Here is a 15821-nt window from a genome sequence, read left to right on the forward strand (position 1 = left end):
AGATCACCGTTGTTGAAGAGATCCGATCTAATGAAATAGCGGCGACCCGTTCGATTGGACCTCACGCCTCGTCCAAAACCGCCACGCTCTCAAACTTCTTGCCCTCGAGCATTTCGAGTGACGCACCGCCGCCGGTGGAGACGTGGCTGAACTTTTCCGCGAGATCGAACTGCTCAACTGCCGCGGCAGAGTCGCCGCCGCCGACGATGCTGGTGCAGCCGTTCTTGGCGGTGGCTTCGACGATGGCGAGCGCCACGGCCTTTGTGCCGCCGGCGAACTTGGGCCATTCGAAGACGCCCATGGGCCCGTTCCAGACGACGGTCTTGGCCTTCTTGAGGATGTCGGCGTACGTGGCTTGCGTTTTGGGGCCGATGTCGAGGCCCATGTAGTTCTCGCCAATGCCGGTTTCGTTGGTGAAAGTCTTGATGTCGGAGGCGTTCTCGTTGAACTCGGTCGCGCAGATGTGATCGGTGGGGAGGTGGAGCGCCGCGCCGGTCTTGGTCGCGAGCTCAATGGCGCGCTGGGCTTCGCTGAGCTTGTCTTCTTCGACGCGGCTCTTGCCGACCTTCACGCCTTTGGCCTTGAGGAAGGTGTAGGCCATCGCGCCGCCGACGATGACGGCGCTCGCCATGGGAAGGAGACGTTCGATTGCGGGCATCTTGTCGCTGACCTTGGCGCCGCCCAAGACGACAACGAAGGGCTTGGCCGGAGAAGCGAGAACGCCGTCGAGGTATTTGATCTCTTTCTCGACGAGGAAGCCGACGACCTTGGGCTTTGAGCCCAGGGCCTGCGGCACGGCGACCATCGAGGCCTCGGGGCGGTGGCAGGTGCCGAAAGCATCATTGACGTAGACGTCGGCGTAGGCGGCGAGTTTGGCGGCGAACGCCGGGTCGCCCTTCTTTTCAGCCTTGTGGAAACGGAGGTTGTCGAGGAGCACGACATCGCCGGGCTTCATCGATTTGACTGCCGCGGCAGCCTTGTCATCGACGCAGTCGTTCGATGGGAACGCGACGGGCTTGCTCAAGAGTTCGGAAAGGCGCTTGGCGACGGGTGCGAGCGAGTATTCGGCTTCGAAGCCCTTGCCTTCGGGGCGGCCGAGGTGAGACATGAGGATCGTGCTGCCGCCGCGGTCGAGAACCGACTTGATGGTCGGGAGCGCGGCACGGATGCGCCGATCGTCGGTGATATGTCCGTCTTCGATGGGGATGTTGAAGTCGACGCGGACGAGGACTTTCTTGTTTTTGACGTCGACGGATGCGATGTTTTTCTTCGGCACGGGAAGCACTCCGAATTGCTGGCGTTTGAGGATAGCGCGGAAGAGAGAGAACGCGGAGGCGCAGAGCTGGCAGAGTTTCGCGGAGGGATGGAAGATTCGGGTGAATGCGCGGGGAACCCGAAATCTGAATGCGGATGCAGAGAGCAGCAACAATTGGGCATGACCGGCGGATCGGGCGAGAGTCAGGCTTGCGTGCAGTTGAACGTGCGAGGAATCGTCGAGGAAGATCGCGCATGGCAGCGTGGGTTTTTGACGGAACATTTTGCGAGTCCGACCGTCAGTTCGCGGCGGAAGTGGATCGACACGATGGTGCTTCCGGGGCTTGTCGCTTGGCGGGGTGATGCGCGCGTGGGCATCGCGATTCACACGGAAATGCGACCGGGGGCGGAATGCGAACTTGTGGCGCTGGCATCGCAGGCGACCCGGGGCGGTGTAGGGTCGGTGTTGCTGGCGGAGTTCATGCAAAGCGCGCGCGAGGCTCGGTGCTCGAAGCTGGTGCTGACGACGAGCAACGACAATCTGGATGCGATGCGGCTCTATCAGCGCCGGGGCTGGCGATTTGTCCGCATCTATCCCGGAGCCATGGACGACGCCCGTCGCGAGAAGCCCGAAATCCCGGCGATCGGGGCGTACGGGATTCCGATGCGCGACGATGTGGAGTTTGAATACGATCTGGGCACGGAGCAGACGCCATGAGTAACCGGCTCGATGTCCTCAAGACGTACAAACTCTATATCGACGGCAAATTCCCGCGCACCGAATCGGGGCGCACGATGATTGTTGAGTCGGGTGGGGGCGGGGGTAGGAAGGGAAGCGTCTTCGCGCATCTGTGCAAGGCGAGCCGAAAGGATTTGCGCGAGGCGGTCGAGGCGGCGCGCAAGGCGCAGCCGGGTTGGGCGGGCGCGACGGCGTATCTCCGCGGGCAGATTCTGTACCGCATCGCGGAGATGCTCGAAGGCAAGAAGCGAGAGCTCGTCGAGGCGATCGAGGCTGTCGGCACGAAGAAGAAGAGCGCGAAGGGCATCGGCGCAGAAGAAGAAGTGCTCGCATCGATCGATCGGCTGATCTGTTTCGCCGGTTGGGCGGACAAGTACGCGCAGGTGCTCGGCTGCAACAACCCGGTCGCGGGACCGTATTACAACTTCACGGCGCCCGAGCCTTCCGGCGTTGTCGCGGTGCTCGCGCCCGATGAAGCGCCCTTGCTCGCCTTTGTTTCTCTGATTGCGCCAGCGCTTTGCGCGGGTAATTCGGTGGTTGCGCTCGCGAGCGAGAAGAATCCGGTTCCTGCCGCGGTCTTTGCGGAAGCGTGTGCGACCGGCGATGTGCCCGGCGGCGTACTCAACATTCTGACGGGTGTGCGTTCTGAGTTGCTGCCGATCATCGCGGCGCACCGGGATATCGATGCGATTCACGCCGCGAACATGACCGTGGAAGAGACGAGCACGCTGAAAATGGGCGCAGCGGAGAACATCAAGCGTGTGGTCGTGCGCACGGTTCCCGACTGGCTCGATACATCGGATGCGCACAGCCCGTGGCGGATCGAACCGCTCATCGACTTCAAGACGATGTGGCACCCTGCGTCGGCGTGAATGCCGGAGCATCGGGGTCGGGCAGCGAGCACGACGCGAACGCCTGCACGATGGTGTGGATTCCGGCGCACAGCAGACCGGTGAGCACCATCGCGAGCGCCGTGAGCAGCGAGAGCCGCGCGACCTCGTGCGGGCCGGTCAGGGTCGTCGTCATGTGACCCGCGGTCACAAACAGCAGGGCGCCTGCAACGATCGGATAAGAGAGCTGGCCGAACAGACGCATCCACTTCGGGATCGTGTCGTCGGGCTTGCTCTTGGTGCCCATGGTGATCAGGGCGAAAAGCACGCAGGCCGGGATCGCGCCGAGCACAGCAATCGCGCACGCGGCATGTCCGACAAACTTGCCGCCACCGCCCGCCGGCCGAATCTCCCCGCCGAAAAGCGAGAGAATGCCGACGAATCCGATCGCGGCGCCGGTGTAGACCGCGCCGCGAAGCGCGAGCGCGAGCGCGCCGCGCGTGCGACGCAGCACCGCCCACGCCGCGAGCACGCCGAGCAGACCGGCGACCGTCACACGTCCGATCAGCCAGGAGTGCATCTTCCAATCGCCGATCTGGCCGGTTGTGCCCAGATAGCCGAACATCGAGCCGGCGAGAACCGTGCCCGCGACGCACGCGAGCGCGAGCCCGGGACCGTCGCTGAATCGGCCGGCCGCCGCCGCGAGACCGAAGAGGGCTGCCAGCAGAGTCAAGCACTCAAACCCAATGAGCGCCCACGAAACCTGGGGAGCCATGAAGATGGCGGCGCCGACCGTGGCGAGCACGCTCAAGAGAACAAGAGAGCTCAGGATCGCGACGGCCAATCGAATGCTTGGGGGAGGTGTCATAGTGAAGCAAACCGCGACAGTACATCCGCGCACGTGACCAATCGCTCACGCCGAATCTCGGGATCGTAAGTTCCGGTAAGGATCGGACATCGGCGAAAGTTTGTTCGGTCTTTGTGGGCGGGATTCTTCGACATGGAACGTGGTTTGCGACCTTTCGCGAGGAAGGGCCTTTTCGCGCGCCGCGGTCGGCAACATCTGCGCGATTGCGCCGCGGGTTCGAAAGCCCGGTTCGGGTCGGAATCGGTCCGGAATCGGTCGATATTCAGAGGAAGAGCGCGCTCGCGGCGCTCCGCGCGGAAGGGAGTCGAAATGGGCACGATCACCAGTGGCGTCGGCATTTTCAGCGGAATCGACAGCGGCTCGATTATCAGCCAGTTGCTGGCCATTGATGCGCAGCCCAAGACCATCATCCAGCAGCGGGTTGCGCAGCTCCAGTCGCAGACCGCCGCGATCCTCGGAATCAATTCGAGGCTCTCCGCCCTGCGCACCGCGGTTGAAAAGTTCCGGACCGCCAACCCATTCGACAACAACGCGGCGACATCGAGCGACGACAAGGTGATCGGGGCGAGCGCGAGCGTCACCGCCGCCGCGGGAACCTATTCGTTTCTCGTCGATCGGCTGGTGAGTTCGCAGCAGTTGCTCAGCCGCGGCTTTGCCGACAAGACTTCGACGGCCGTGGGCGCGGGGACCATCTCGCTGGTTTCTGCGAAGTCGAGGCTCGACGGGGACACGGCCCTCGCCGATCTGAACGACGGCGCCGGGATCAATCGCGGCAAGATCGTTCTGACCGATTCCGCCGGATCCAGCGCAACCATCGATCTCAGCAAAGCCGCCTACGTCAGCGACGTGCTCGACGCGATCAACAACAACGGCAATGCGAAGGTGACGGCAAAGGTCGTGGATGACAAGCTCGTGTTGACCGACGGCGCCGCCGGCGTGGGCCAGTTGAGAGTCGCCGAGTCCTCCGGCACGACCGCCGCGAGCCTGGGCATTCTCGGTCAGGGGACCGGAACGATCACCGGTTCTTCACTGCGGAGCATCTCGAGCAACACGCTCCTCGCTTCGCTCAACGACGGGCGCGGGATCAATCTCTCGAATTCCTCCGGGCCGGGCCGCTCGGATGTGACGCTGAAGGTCGATCGCGGCGGATCCGTCACGCTGGTGAACGTCAACCTCGGCGAGGTGAAGCCCGCCGATACCGTGCTCGAAGGGCCCGTTTCAACGCTGGGCGGCGCGCTCAAACGCATCAACGACGCGTTCGCCGCCAAGGGGCTGACCGGTATCGCCGCGTCGATTGACTCCGATGGAAAGCGGCTGAAGATCGTCGACTCGCTCGGCGGCACGATCACCGGTTCCGAGGTCGCCAGCGGCACCGCGGCGCGCGATCTCGGTTTGCTCGGCAGCGCGACCGGAACGCTGACGGGTACGCGCATCGCCAGCGGCATCAACTCGGCGCTCGGCTCGAGCCTCAACGGAGGTACAGGGATCTCGGGCGACGGCAATATCGACTTCATTCTCGGCGACCTCTCGAGTTTCAGCGTCACGATCGATAAGGGCGCGACGCTGAGCGAGATCGCGGCGCAGATCGAAACGGCGTCGATCTCCGGCGGTCAGAAGCGCGTATCGGTCGGACTAAGCGAAAACGGGCTCGGCCTCGTCGTCAAAGACCTCGTCGGGGGCGGCGGCGGGCTGACCATTGGCGGCACCCCCGGCGCGGACACGGCGGCGTCGCTTGGAATCTCGGCGGGCGCCGTCGCGAGCGGCATCGTCAATGGATCTGATCTTGGTCGCGCCGTGATCGGCACGGGAACCCTGCTGACGACGCTGGTACCGGGCGGCACTCTCTCCGCCGGAACGATGCGCATCACCGATGCGACCGGCGCCGTCGCGACCGTCTCGTACGACCCCACGATCAACAAGTCCGTCGGTGATCTCATCGCGCAGATCAACAGCTCGAATCTTGCGATCAAAGCCTCGATCAACTCCACGGGCGACGGAATCCTGATCACCGACACCGCGGCATCCGGCACCGGGCTCTCCAAGATCAAGATCGAAGATACCAAGGGCACCCTCGCGAAAGACCTGTCGATCGCGGGAACCGCGAGCGGAACGGGCGCAGACAACAAGATCGACGGCACGAGTCGCAAGAAGATCACGCTCACCGCGACCGACACGCTCCAGAGTCTCGTGGACAAGATCAACGCCTCGGGCGGCAGCGTCAAGGCCGCGATCGTGCAGACAGGTTCGGGCGCGACGCCGTACCAGCTGAGCCTGTTCAGCAGCACTTCGGGGCGTGACGGGCGGTTCGTTGTCGATTCGTCGGCGCTCGATCTCGGGCTCAAGACCCTCGACGCGGGCGAGAACGCACGGGTGTTCTATGGCGGCACGGACCTCGCGAAATCGGTCCTGCTCACCAGCTCGAGCAACACGCTCGACAACGTCGTCTCCGGCGTGAAGATCGATCTCAAGGGCACCAGCACCAGCCTTGTCAACGTCAGCGTGCAGCGCGACAGCGCCGGACTCGAGAAGGCGCTCGGCGACATGGCCGACGCGTTCAATTCCGTCGTCACCAGCATCAACTCGCAGAGCGGCTACGACACCGACACGAAAAAGGCAGGACCGCTGCTCGGTGACGCGACGGCGCTCAACGTGCGCAGCCAGTTATTCAGCCTGATCCAGAGTTCACCCCAGGGTGTCAGCGGGAAGTATCAGTCGCTCGCGCAGGTCGGATTCAAGATCGGAACCGGCGGCACAGTGACCTTTGACAAAGACGCGTTCCGTGCCGCGATGGCGGAAGACCCCGCGTCGGTCAAGGCGCTCGTGTCGGCACGCGTGGTCGACCCGAACTCGGGGACGAGCACGGTCAACGGAAACGACAACATCACGGTGAAGGACACCAGCGGCAAACTCACGTTCACGCAGCTTGGTCTTGCCGGCAAACTCGAGGAATTCACGAAGAGCATGCTGGATTCGATCAGCGGCACGCTCACGCTGCGGAAAAAGACACTGGATGAACAGGTCACCGCGCAGAACACGCGGATCGCGGCGATCGACCGCCAATTGGCCGCCAAACGAACGGTTCTCCAGGCCCAGTTCCTCCGGATGGAGCAGGCAATCGGCCAGTTGCAGCAGCAGCAGACCGCGCTCTCGGGTTTGAACAAGTAGAAATGCGGACGGATTGAAGTCCAATCCGTCGGGAGACGATGAAGTCGGACCAATGAGCGTCGCCACCCACAGCGCCAATTCGTATTTGCGGACGCGGGTCATGACGGCCTCGCGCGAAGAACTCCGCCTTCTTCTGCTCGAGGGAGCGATCAAATTCGTGATGCAGGCCAGGGAGGGCTTGCTTGCGCGTAATTTCGAGCAGGTGTTCAGCGGCACCGACAACGCCCGCAACATCATCGTCGAGTTGATCACCGGCGTGCAGAGCGCGCCGAACCCCGATCTTGCCGAGCGTGTTCGATCGCTCTACACGTTTTTCTACGTCCGGCTGACCGAGGCGAGCTTTGAGAAGAGCGTCGAGAAATTCGACGAGGTCATCGGCCTGCTCGAATACGAGCGCGAAACCTGGGTGCTGTTGATGGAAAAAGTGGCGGCAGAGAAAGCCGGTGTCGAACGCGCTGTTGCTGATTCCCTGCCGGAAGGCGAGCCGGGCTCCGGTCCGTTCAGCGTCGAAGGCTGATGAAGAAACGCGATTGATCGCTCGAGCCAACCACGAAAACCAGAGCGCGGCCGATCACGACGTGATCCAGCGTTCGGCTTCCGCGGCACTGCCCGCGGGAAAATGCCGGATCGTTGCGGCCACAAAGTGCGACGCGATTCGCTCGGCGAACGCGCCCAGTGACGAATCCGTCACCACGGCGATCTTCTTCACGTGCTCGTGGTGATCGCGGACGAAGCGCAGGTGTGCCGCGAGCGCGCCGAAGCTTTCCCAGCCGGGGAATTCCGGCGCTTCGATCAGGATACCGGCGAGGCTGCCGCGCTTTTCGATGAGCGGATCGACCTCCCGAGCGAGCTTTTTGAAGTCTTCCTTTTCGAGCGGCGCGCCGGGGCGGAGATACAGGATTCCCGAACTCGTATCGAGCGAATGGCTGAGCATGCGGGCTCCTTTAGCTTGGCGAGAAAAACGGGAGTCGTCCGCGGCGGAGCAGCGGATTATTTTATGTGGCCGGTTCCAAGAGCGGAGTCGGAAACGAGGGGTTTGCGGAGTTACGCTTCTGCCGCATGATCCACAGATTTCTGCTGCTGCTGCTGGTTTCTTTCATTGCTTTCTCGCAAGTTCCAATGGCTGAGTTGGTGCCGGAGAATGGGCCGGTGAAGTACTCCACGAACACAGGCCCGCTCCGCATCGGCATCATCGGATTTGTTCACGGGCATGTGGAAGGTTTGCTGTGGCAGGCTTCGCAGCGCCAAGACATCAAGATTGTGGGAATCTACGAACCGAACACGGCGCTCTTCGATCGGTTGAGCGCGAAGTACAAGATCGACTCGGCGCTGCGGTATGACTCGATCGAGAAGATGCTCGACGAGACGAAGCCAGAAGCCGTGAGCGTGATGAGTTCGATCAAGGATCATCTGCCCGCGGTCGAGGCGTGCGCGCCGCGCGGCATCCACGTGATGGTTGAAAAGCCGCTCGCGTTCTCGAACTCGGATGCGAAACAGATCGCGGAGCTCGCGAACAAGTACGGCGTGCTCGTCCTGACGAATTACGAGACGAGCTGGTACGCCTCGCTGCGTGAAGCGAAAAAGATGATTGAATCGGGCGAGATGTCGCCGCTGCGGAAGATGGTTTTCCGGCACGGGCACAAAGGGCCGAAGGAGATCGGGTGCTCGCCGGAGTTTCTCGCTTGGTTGGCCAACCCCGAACAGAACGGAGGCGGCGCGATCGTCGACTTCGGCTGCTACGGCGCGATCCTCTCGACGTGGCTGATGGACGGGGCGAAACCGACAAGCGTGGTCGCGAGCGCGGCGACACTGAAACCGGATGTCTATCCGAGGGTCGATGACGATGCGACGATCGTGCTGACATACGGTCCGCCTCACAACGCGACGGCGATCATTGAGGCCTCGTGGGCGTGGACGCACGACAACAAGGAAGCCGATTTCTACACGGAAAAAGGGAGTTTGCACGCGGAGAAATGGGATCAACTGTCGGTCCGCACCGAGAACGGCGAGCCGAAACCGATCAAGCCGGCACCGACGGGATTCGAGAACGAGTGGGTCTATTTGCGGCAGGTCGTCCGCGGCGAATGCCCTGTCGATCCGCTCTCGAGCCTGGAGATGAATGTGACGGCGGTTGAGATTCTCGATGCGGCGCGAAGTCAGTGCGGCAAGCAAAAATGAAAGCGGGCCCTTTCACGGGCCCGCTCCGTACCCCAAAGAGCGTGAACCGTTCAGAAGCAGACGAGGGTGTCGTACGCGCCGACAAAGACGGCGAAATCGCTGTCATCGGTCAGGCCGTCGTTGGAACCGTCGATGTCGCCGGCAGGATTCGTGAGGTCGTTGTAGTACTTGGCGAAGAAGGTGAAGTCGGTGTCGTCGACGCCGCCGTCGCCGTTGAAGTCGGCCGGGCAGGCGATCGACGGGCCGCGGTTGTCGCTGCCGATCGTCAGCACCGCGGTGAGGGAGCTTGTCCGCGAGCTGCGGGCGCCCCAGCGTTCATTCGCAAAGTGGGCATCTCCCAGCGAGACAGCGAGATAGTACTGATCGGCCGGAAGCGAAGACCCGTTCTGATTGTTGAGGGGCAATCCGAGAGTGCTCTGCAACCAGTGGGGGGGCGGATAGCCGCGGCTCGGGGCGATGCCGTAGGAAAGCTGAGCGAACGTGCCGCCGCAGCCGGAGGGGCCGTCGCCGCCGCCGTTGTTCCCGTTGTAGCCCGCTCCCGCGTAGCTGATGCTCGTGCTGTTCGCGAGAGAACCGCCGTTGTTGTAGAGCGCGAAATTCCATTCGCCCGCAACAGAAGATCCGGGCTGGGTCACATCGAGGAATGTCACGTCCGAGAGAGGCGAGTTGTCGCTCTGATTGAATTGGCCTGTGGACGGCAGCGGATTCGTCAGCGAGAACCGAACGAACTCGACTTCACGCGGACCAACACTCAGCTCAGTGGTTGATTGCGGCTCACCTCGGAGGATCGCCAGATCGGCGCCATCCGAAATCGTCGGCGCAACCGCGGGAGGCGCGCTGATCGTCTTCTGATTGTTGTTGTTGAAATTGAGCGAGTAAGACTTCGGCGTGATGGGATCGACGGGTAGCACGTTCCAACCGTCGCCGAATCCCGATCCCCCGAGCGCCACGGCGAGGTAGAATTCGCCGGCGGGGAGGTTGCCTTCTTGCCCGGCGTATTGGACTCCCGAGCCCACGCCGGGGCGCCGGGCAACGCCGAACGACATTTGTTGATTGTCTAGTTCGGACGGTCGATTGGAATCAGGTCCGTCGCCCCTTCCCATGGAGAGCTCAAACAAGGTGGAATCGGCGCTGTACAGCGCGAAGGCCGTGGGAGTTTGCGAGCCCTCGGTATCCACATCAAGAAAGGTCGCCTCGGCGTAGCTGATCTGGTTCTTCGTGTTGAATTTGTACCACTTGTATTTCTCGGAAGACGTCAGGCTGCCACTGACGCTCGAAACTCCGTCTGGAAGAAAGCCGTTGGGGCCGTTGATGCTGGTTGCGGGGACCGCCGGCGGAGGGGAAGCGATGCCCGTGAACGCGAGCGAGAGCGCGTTTGTACGACCGCTGCTGCCCGAGTTGCTGACCGAATAGCGGAGCTCGCTCGAGCCCGTGTTGGACACTGTGAGCGATCCGGTGAATATCGCATCGAAGTTGCCGTCGCGACCGTACATCGCGCTGGTGTAGCCGATGTTGGCGGGATTGGATGCGGCGGAGAGGGCGGCCGCGGTTTGAGAACCGGTAAACGCCGGACCCATCGCGTTCGAAGCCGAGCCGAGCACGAAAGAAACGGCCGCGGTCGTCTTGTTCAGTTGAAAGAGATTCGTGCTCGTCAATGGCGAGGACCCCGGTGTGCCGGGCTCAACGATCGCGGCGTCAAGCCAGAGAGACGAATCGCCGGCGGGAACACTTACGGCGGAGGGAAAGACCAACCATGTTGACTGTGTAATGCCCCCGCAGACGGTTTCGAATTCGGTGATCGTAATCGTGTGATACGGCACGGCGCCCGGGTCGATCATGCTTGTTCCGGCACCGCCAAACCCTGCGAACGTCACTTGGCTCGGTCGGTAGAAGCTAAATCGAAAATCGAACGGCGCTGTGCTGGCACCGGAGACGTTGAATGCGAAACCCATGGCTGTCAGGGCGCGATCGCCGACGAACGAGCTGCCGTAAGGCCCGGGCGTGAAATTGACATCTTCGAGCAGATGCGAGCAAAGTGTGGCGTTGAAGAAGCTGTGGGAAAACAAAGACGTCAGGTTGTCGTAGACAAGCACGCTGTACGCGCGATCGCCAAACGTGTCGCTTCCGCCATGAGGCGTTTGGCCGATTGACTTGATCGGGACGTTTGAGAGGCTGGCGCGTGACACTTCATCGGCAAAGGCGCTTAGGCCCGCCGAACTACCCACGATTGCCGCGATCACGACCCTGCGAAATAGAGTGGACATAAACGAGACTCCGAAAAGTCCCGTCTTCAGTGTCTTCAGAATACAGGCTCGAGGTCGAATTTGCAAGCGCAAAGCTGTTGAAGCTTTGTGAAGAATGGGCGTGCATCCGTTGGGATTGCCGCAACTGGCTGGGGTTTCGTGTCGGCAACGGCGTGTAACCCGGAGAGGCCACTTGGGGGTGTAGCTCTTTCCGGCCCGTCCGGCGCGGCGGGGCTACACCAGCATCGCGTCGCAGCTCGAAGAGAGCTGGGTCGAGAGCCACTCCATCACGAACTGCGCCTGTACCCCGGCGTCGAGCTGGCGCTCGGCTTCGCGGATGGAGTTGATCGCGCCGAGGTGGCGTTCGGGCATGCCGATGTTCTTTCGGAGCTGAACTCGGGCGCGCTGCGAGAGCAGGCGAAACATGAGTTCGGCGCCGGCGCGATTGGCGGCGTCCTTGCTGGCCTGCTTGTCCTTTTCGACGACCGATGCGGCCCACTCATCGACGAGCTTGGCCATGGTCGGGCCGAGGGCGGGTGCGTACTTGCCCGAATCGCATTGGGCGAGCAGTGGATCGAGGGCGCGCGACCAGCTTGCGAGATTGCCGGTGTGGGCGATGAGCAATTCGCCCGGCGAGCCCGAAGCAAATGACTGGAGGATGGGGAGATCGTCGGCGTCGATCGGCGGATCGAGCGTGCGTTTGTGTTCGTCGAGCCACTGCTTCATCGCGGCATCGGGCAGCGGCGCGAAGGCGACCTGCTGCGAGCGACTGCGGATGGTTGTGAGCAGGCGATCCGGGCTCGTGGTGACGAGGATGATGACGGTGCCGGGCGGAGGTTCTTCGAGCGTTTTCAGGATCGCGTTCTGGGTCGGCGCGTTGTTTGGAGAGCGATCGAGCAGTTCGGCCTCGTCGATGATGAAGACTTTTGACGCGAGACCACCGGGGAGCGACGCGGCAAGTGCCGCGGGCGCGATGAGGTGCGTATCGATGACATCGCGCGGGATTGTGATGAGCTTGCGTTCGCGCACCTGCGCATCATCGCTGAATCGCGCGAGTTCCTTTGTGATGATGTGGAGATCGGGGTGCGTGCCTGAGGCGAGCAGGTGTTTGACGCGCGAATCGGATGCCACGGCGGCCTGATCGCCCTTGACCTTGGTCGTGTCGTCGAGAATGAGTGCCGCGAACGCGAGCGCGGCGGTGAACTTGCCGATGCCGGACGGTCCATGGAAGATCCAGGCGTGGTGGACGCGTCCCGAGCGGATGGCGTCGGTGAGGACTTTGAGCGCGCGATCCTGACCGAGAATTTCGGAAAACGACACCGGCACAGGATGCTGGCGCTGTGCCGCGGCGGGCGGCTCGGCGAGCGACTTCAGGTTCGCCTGCGCTTTGGGTTTGGACGGTTTCTTGGCCACAGGATCAGGATAGGGGATTTGGTCGGATGGGCGCGCCGGGCGATTCGGCACCGAGTTCCACGGAGGGGGAATAGAGAATGGCCAAAGATGGTCGACAACCGGGAAGGCATCAAGGCATGCGGCATCGAGGCATCGGGATTGGCGGGAAGGCTGACGTTGTGTCGGTATGATCGCGGCCTTGGAACCCGCATGATGCGAAACGAAGGTGCGCACAAAGCAGGGCGGGTGTTTATCGAGTGCACGCACCTCTATCAGCACAACTTCAACACGGGAATCCAGCGCGTCGTGCGGAATCTCGCGTGCCTCGGAGGCAAAGAAGGCAGGGCGATCGGGCTGGAAGTCGTGCCGGTTGTCGTCACGAGCGCCGGTCTGGCGACCGTCTCACCGGAGGAACTCGCTCGCGATCGAAGTTCGGCGGCGGTGCGTGCGTGGGCGCGCGTCCGTAAGAGTCTCATCGGGTTGCTGCCTCGGGGCGCGCGGGCGACGCACGACGAAATCGGAGCCGGGGAGAGGGCGGGACTCGCCTGGCGGGTGCTGTCGGGTGCCAAGCGGAGCGTGGTGTGGTGCGTGCTCGCGCTGCGGCGTTTGTATGAGAGAGGATTGCTCTTTCTGCGAGCGGTTGCATTACACGGAAAGCATGTTGCACCTCGGGAGGGTGACGTGCTGCTCCTGGCGGACGCGAGCTGGAAGGCGGATGTGCTCTGGAGGCACGCCAGCGCGTGGCGGGCGCGCGGCGCGCGTGTTGGGCTGGTGGTGTACGACCTGATTCCGATTGTGACACCGGAGTTCAGCGCGAATTTGCTGGTGGCCCCGTTCGAGAAGTACATGAGGCGTGCCGCGGCGGAGACGGACTTTGCGGTGGCGATCTCGCGGCATTCGGCGCGGGAGTTCCGCGCGTTTGCGGAGAAGTCGGGGGCGCCGGGCTGGAGCGAGGAGCGGGCGGGATGGTTTCGATTGGGAGCGGACGAGTCCGCGAGCGGTCAGACACGAGCTTCGGACGATGCCCGGCTGGTGATGGAGAAACTTGGCGCGCGCCCGGTGTATCTCGCGGTCGGGACGCTGGAAGTACGCAAGAACCACGGCGTGCTGCTGGATGCGTTCGATGAATTGTGGAAGCGCGGAAGAGATGTCGCGCTGGTGATCATCGGGAATTACGGCTGGAAGTCGCAGGAGATTGCGAGGCGTATTCAGGCGCACCCCGAATTTGAGAAGCGGCTGTTTTGGTTCACGAAGGCGACGGACGCGGACCTGGAATCGTGGTATCGGCGTGCGCACACGGTGATCATGGCTTCGCTTGCGGAGGGATTCGGTTTGCCGGTGGTGGAGGCTCTGGTGCGAGGGCGACCGGTGATCGCGAGCGATATTCCGACGCATCACGAAATCGCGGAGGGGTTTGTCGAGTTCTTCGATCCGAGGCGATCGGATGCGCTGGTCGACGCCGTGGAGAGAGATCTGCGCGGCGAGACGGCGCGCGAGGTGAGCGGGTATCGCTGGCCGGGCTGGCCCGAGGGTGTGCGCGAGTGTCTGAATGAGTGCGCGCGGATGGCGGGGCTTGGGAAAAGGCCGTCCTGAGTCGCAGCAGCGGTGAGTGTTGCGTCGAAGATTGACTTCGACGCCGAGGAGTCGGTGTGCTTAAACATTGCCGAGCTTGTTGACTCCGTTCAGCGCGGCAATCTTGTAGCACTCGGCAAGCGTCGGATAGTTGAAGACTGTGTTGATGAAGTACTCGGCGGTTGCCTTGAACGCGATCGCGCACTGGCCGATGTGGACGAGTTCGGTGGCGTTGGTCCCGATGATGTGAACACCGAGGACAGCGCGGGTTTCCTGGTGGAAGAGAATCTTCAGCGTTCCGATCTCGTCGCCGAGCAGTTGGCCGCGGGCGGTCTCGCGGTAGGAAGCGATGCCGGCTTCGTACGGAATCGCGTCGGCCGTGAGTTTCTCTTCGGTCCAGCCGACCATGGAGATTTCGGGTATGGAGTAGATGCCGTAGGGAAGCAGTGTGTCAACGTTGTCGCATTTGATGCCGAACATGTGGCAGGCAGCAACGCGGCCCTGCTCCATCGAAGTGCTGGCGAGCGCGGGGAAACCGATGACGTCGCCCGCGGCATAGATGTGAGGGACCGAAGTCTGAAAATCCTTGTTCACCGTGATGCGCCCGCGGGCGTCGGCGGTGAGGCCGGCTGCCGCGAGATTGAGCGAATCGGTGCTGCCTTGGCGACCGACGGCATAGAGAAGCGTGTCGGCCGAAAGTTGCTTGCCCGACTCGAGCGTGACTTCGATCATCGTCTCGATGCCCTCGCGCTTGGCGGCTTCGGGCGCGTCGCGGCGTTCGATCTTTACTACTTTCTCGCCCAGGCGCAGCGTGACGCCCGACTGGCGCAGGTGATACTGGAGGGCCTCGGTGATTTCGGCATCGACAAAGTCGAGCAATCGGGGCCGGCCCTCGATAAGCGTGACGCGGACACCGAGCGCGGCGAGCATCGAAGCGTATTCGGTGCCGATGACGCCGCCACCGACGACGATGATGGAGCGCGGGATGGAGCCAAGTTTGAGCAGGTCGTCGGACGAGAAGACTTGCTTGCCATCGAATGGAATGGTGTCCGGCGTCGTGGGGACGGTGCCGACACCGATCAGGATGTGATCGGCCTCGATGGTTTCGGTTGAGTGGATTCCGACGACATCGACCTGGTGATCGGAACGGAACTGCCCCTTGCCCGACAGCACGGTGATGCCGTTGCTCGCGAAGTGATCGCGAACGAGGTCGATTTCCTTCCTGATGACCCGATGGCACGCCTCCATGAGACCGTGGAAGCCGCCGGCGCGATTGAGAGCGGGCTTGGCCGCGGCGAAGTCGGCGAGCGACGGGGCGACGGTGGTGCGTCCGCCGAAGTCAAGGATCGCCTCGCGCAGGGCCTTGCTCGGGATCGTCCCCGTGTTGATCGCGACGCCCCCGAGGACTTCGCGCATCTCGATCACGGCGACCGAGCGGCCGAGCTTTGCGGCTTGGATCGCGGCCTTTTGACCGGCCGGTCCGGAACCGATGACGCAGAGGTCAAACTTGCGCATGCTGAGTGGACTCCCGGAACGATGGTAACAAGTGTCCCCGAGGCTCTCCGGCGGCTCCCTCGATA

At 62.7% G+C, this 15821-nt stretch carries 12 protein-coding genes; 6 read left to right on the forward strand and 6 right to left on the reverse strand.

Going from position 1 to position 15821, the window contains the following annotated elements; genetic code table 11:
- Positions 1 to 61: 61 nt before the first annotated feature.
- Positions 62 to 1537, reverse strand: a complete 1476-nt coding sequence (locus KF691_06065; protein MBX3389004.1) for a phosphoglycerate kinase — start codon at positions 1535 to 1537, stop codon at positions 62 to 64.
- On the opposite strand from KF691_06065, the gene KF691_06070 reads away from it, so the two are divergent.
- Positions 1526 to 1972, forward strand: coding sequence for a GNAT family N-acetyltransferase (locus tag KF691_06070; GenBank protein ID MBX3389005.1), 447 nt, complete (start codon positions 1526 to 1528; stop codon positions 1970 to 1972). The two genes, KF691_06065 and KF691_06070, sit on opposite strands and share 12 nt — an antisense overlap.
- Complete coding sequence (locus KF691_06075) at positions 1969 to 2865, forward strand: aldehyde dehydrogenase family protein (protein MBX3389006.1); 897 nt, start codon at positions 1969 to 1971, stop codon at positions 2863 to 2865. The genes KF691_06070 and KF691_06075 overlap by 4 nt, the downstream gene beginning before the upstream one ends.
- Here KF691_06075 and KF691_06080 read toward each other — a convergent pair.
- Positions 2834 to 3691, reverse strand: coding sequence for a hypothetical protein (locus tag KF691_06080; GenBank protein MBX3389007.1), 858 nt, complete (start codon positions 3689 to 3691; stop codon positions 2834 to 2836). The two genes, KF691_06075 and KF691_06080, sit on opposite strands and share 32 nt — an antisense overlap.
- A 309-nt stretch (positions 3692 to 4000) precedes the next feature.
- On the opposite strand from KF691_06080, the gene fliD reads away from it, so the two are divergent.
- Both fliD and KF691_06090 read left to right on the forward strand, forming a co-directional pair.
- Entirely contained in the window at positions 4001 to 6856 is a 2856-nt protein-coding gene (gene fliD / locus KF691_06085) for a flagellar filament capping protein FliD (protein ID MBX3389008.1), read from the forward strand.
- Between the two features lie 52 nt (positions 6857 to 6908).
- Entirely contained in the window at positions 6909 to 7373 is a 465-nt protein-coding gene (locus tag KF691_06090) for a flagellar protein FliS (protein ID MBX3389009.1), read from the forward strand.
- A gap of 54 nt (positions 7374 to 7427) precedes the next feature.
- On the opposite strand, the gene KF691_06095 is transcribed toward KF691_06090, so the two are convergent.
- The gene (locus KF691_06095) at positions 7428 to 7790 is read right to left on the reverse strand and encodes an STAS/SEC14 domain-containing protein (GenBank protein ID MBX3389010.1); all 363 of its coding nucleotides are present in this window, start codon (positions 7788 to 7790) and stop codon (positions 7428 to 7430) included.
- 125 nt (positions 7791 to 7915) lie between these two features.
- Between KF691_06095 and KF691_06100 the strand changes: the two genes are divergently transcribed.
- The gene (locus KF691_06100; protein MBX3389011.1) at positions 7916 to 9034 is read left to right on the forward strand and encodes a Gfo/Idh/MocA family oxidoreductase; all 1119 of its coding nucleotides are present in this window, start codon (positions 7916 to 7918) and stop codon (positions 9032 to 9034) included.
- A 50-nt stretch (positions 9035 to 9084) separates the two neighbouring features.
- On the opposite strand, the gene KF691_06105 is transcribed toward KF691_06100, so the two are convergent.
- On the reverse strand, positions 9085 to 11298 hold the full coding sequence (locus KF691_06105) for a hypothetical protein (GenBank protein MBX3389012.1): 2214 nt from the start codon (positions 11296 to 11298) through the stop codon (positions 9085 to 9087).
- 213 nt (positions 11299 to 11511) lie between these two features.
- The gene (locus KF691_06110; GenBank protein MBX3389013.1) at positions 11512 to 12690 is read right to left on the reverse strand and encodes a hypothetical protein; all 1179 of its coding nucleotides are present in this window, start codon (positions 12688 to 12690) and stop codon (positions 11512 to 11514) included.
- Positions 12691 to 12777: 87 nt separating this feature from the next.
- Between KF691_06110 and KF691_06115 the strand changes: the two genes are divergently transcribed.
- Complete coding sequence (locus tag KF691_06115) at positions 12778 to 14262, forward strand: glycosyltransferase family 4 protein (protein ID MBX3389014.1); 1485 nt, start codon at positions 12778 to 12780, stop codon at positions 14260 to 14262.
- Between the two features lie 60 nt (positions 14263 to 14322).
- Here KF691_06115 and sthA read toward each other — a convergent pair whose 3' ends face one another.
- A complete protein-coding gene (gene sthA, locus KF691_06120) occupies positions 14323 to 15756 on the reverse strand; it encodes a Si-specific NAD(P)(+) transhydrogenase (GenBank protein ID MBX3389015.1) in 1434 nt (477 codons plus the stop codon).
- Positions 15757 to 15821 lie beyond the last annotated feature (65 nt).

Source organism: Phycisphaeraceae bacterium, assembly GCA_019636555.1.
Lineage (GTDB): Bacteria > Planctomycetota > Phycisphaerae > Phycisphaerales > UBA1924 > JAFEBO01.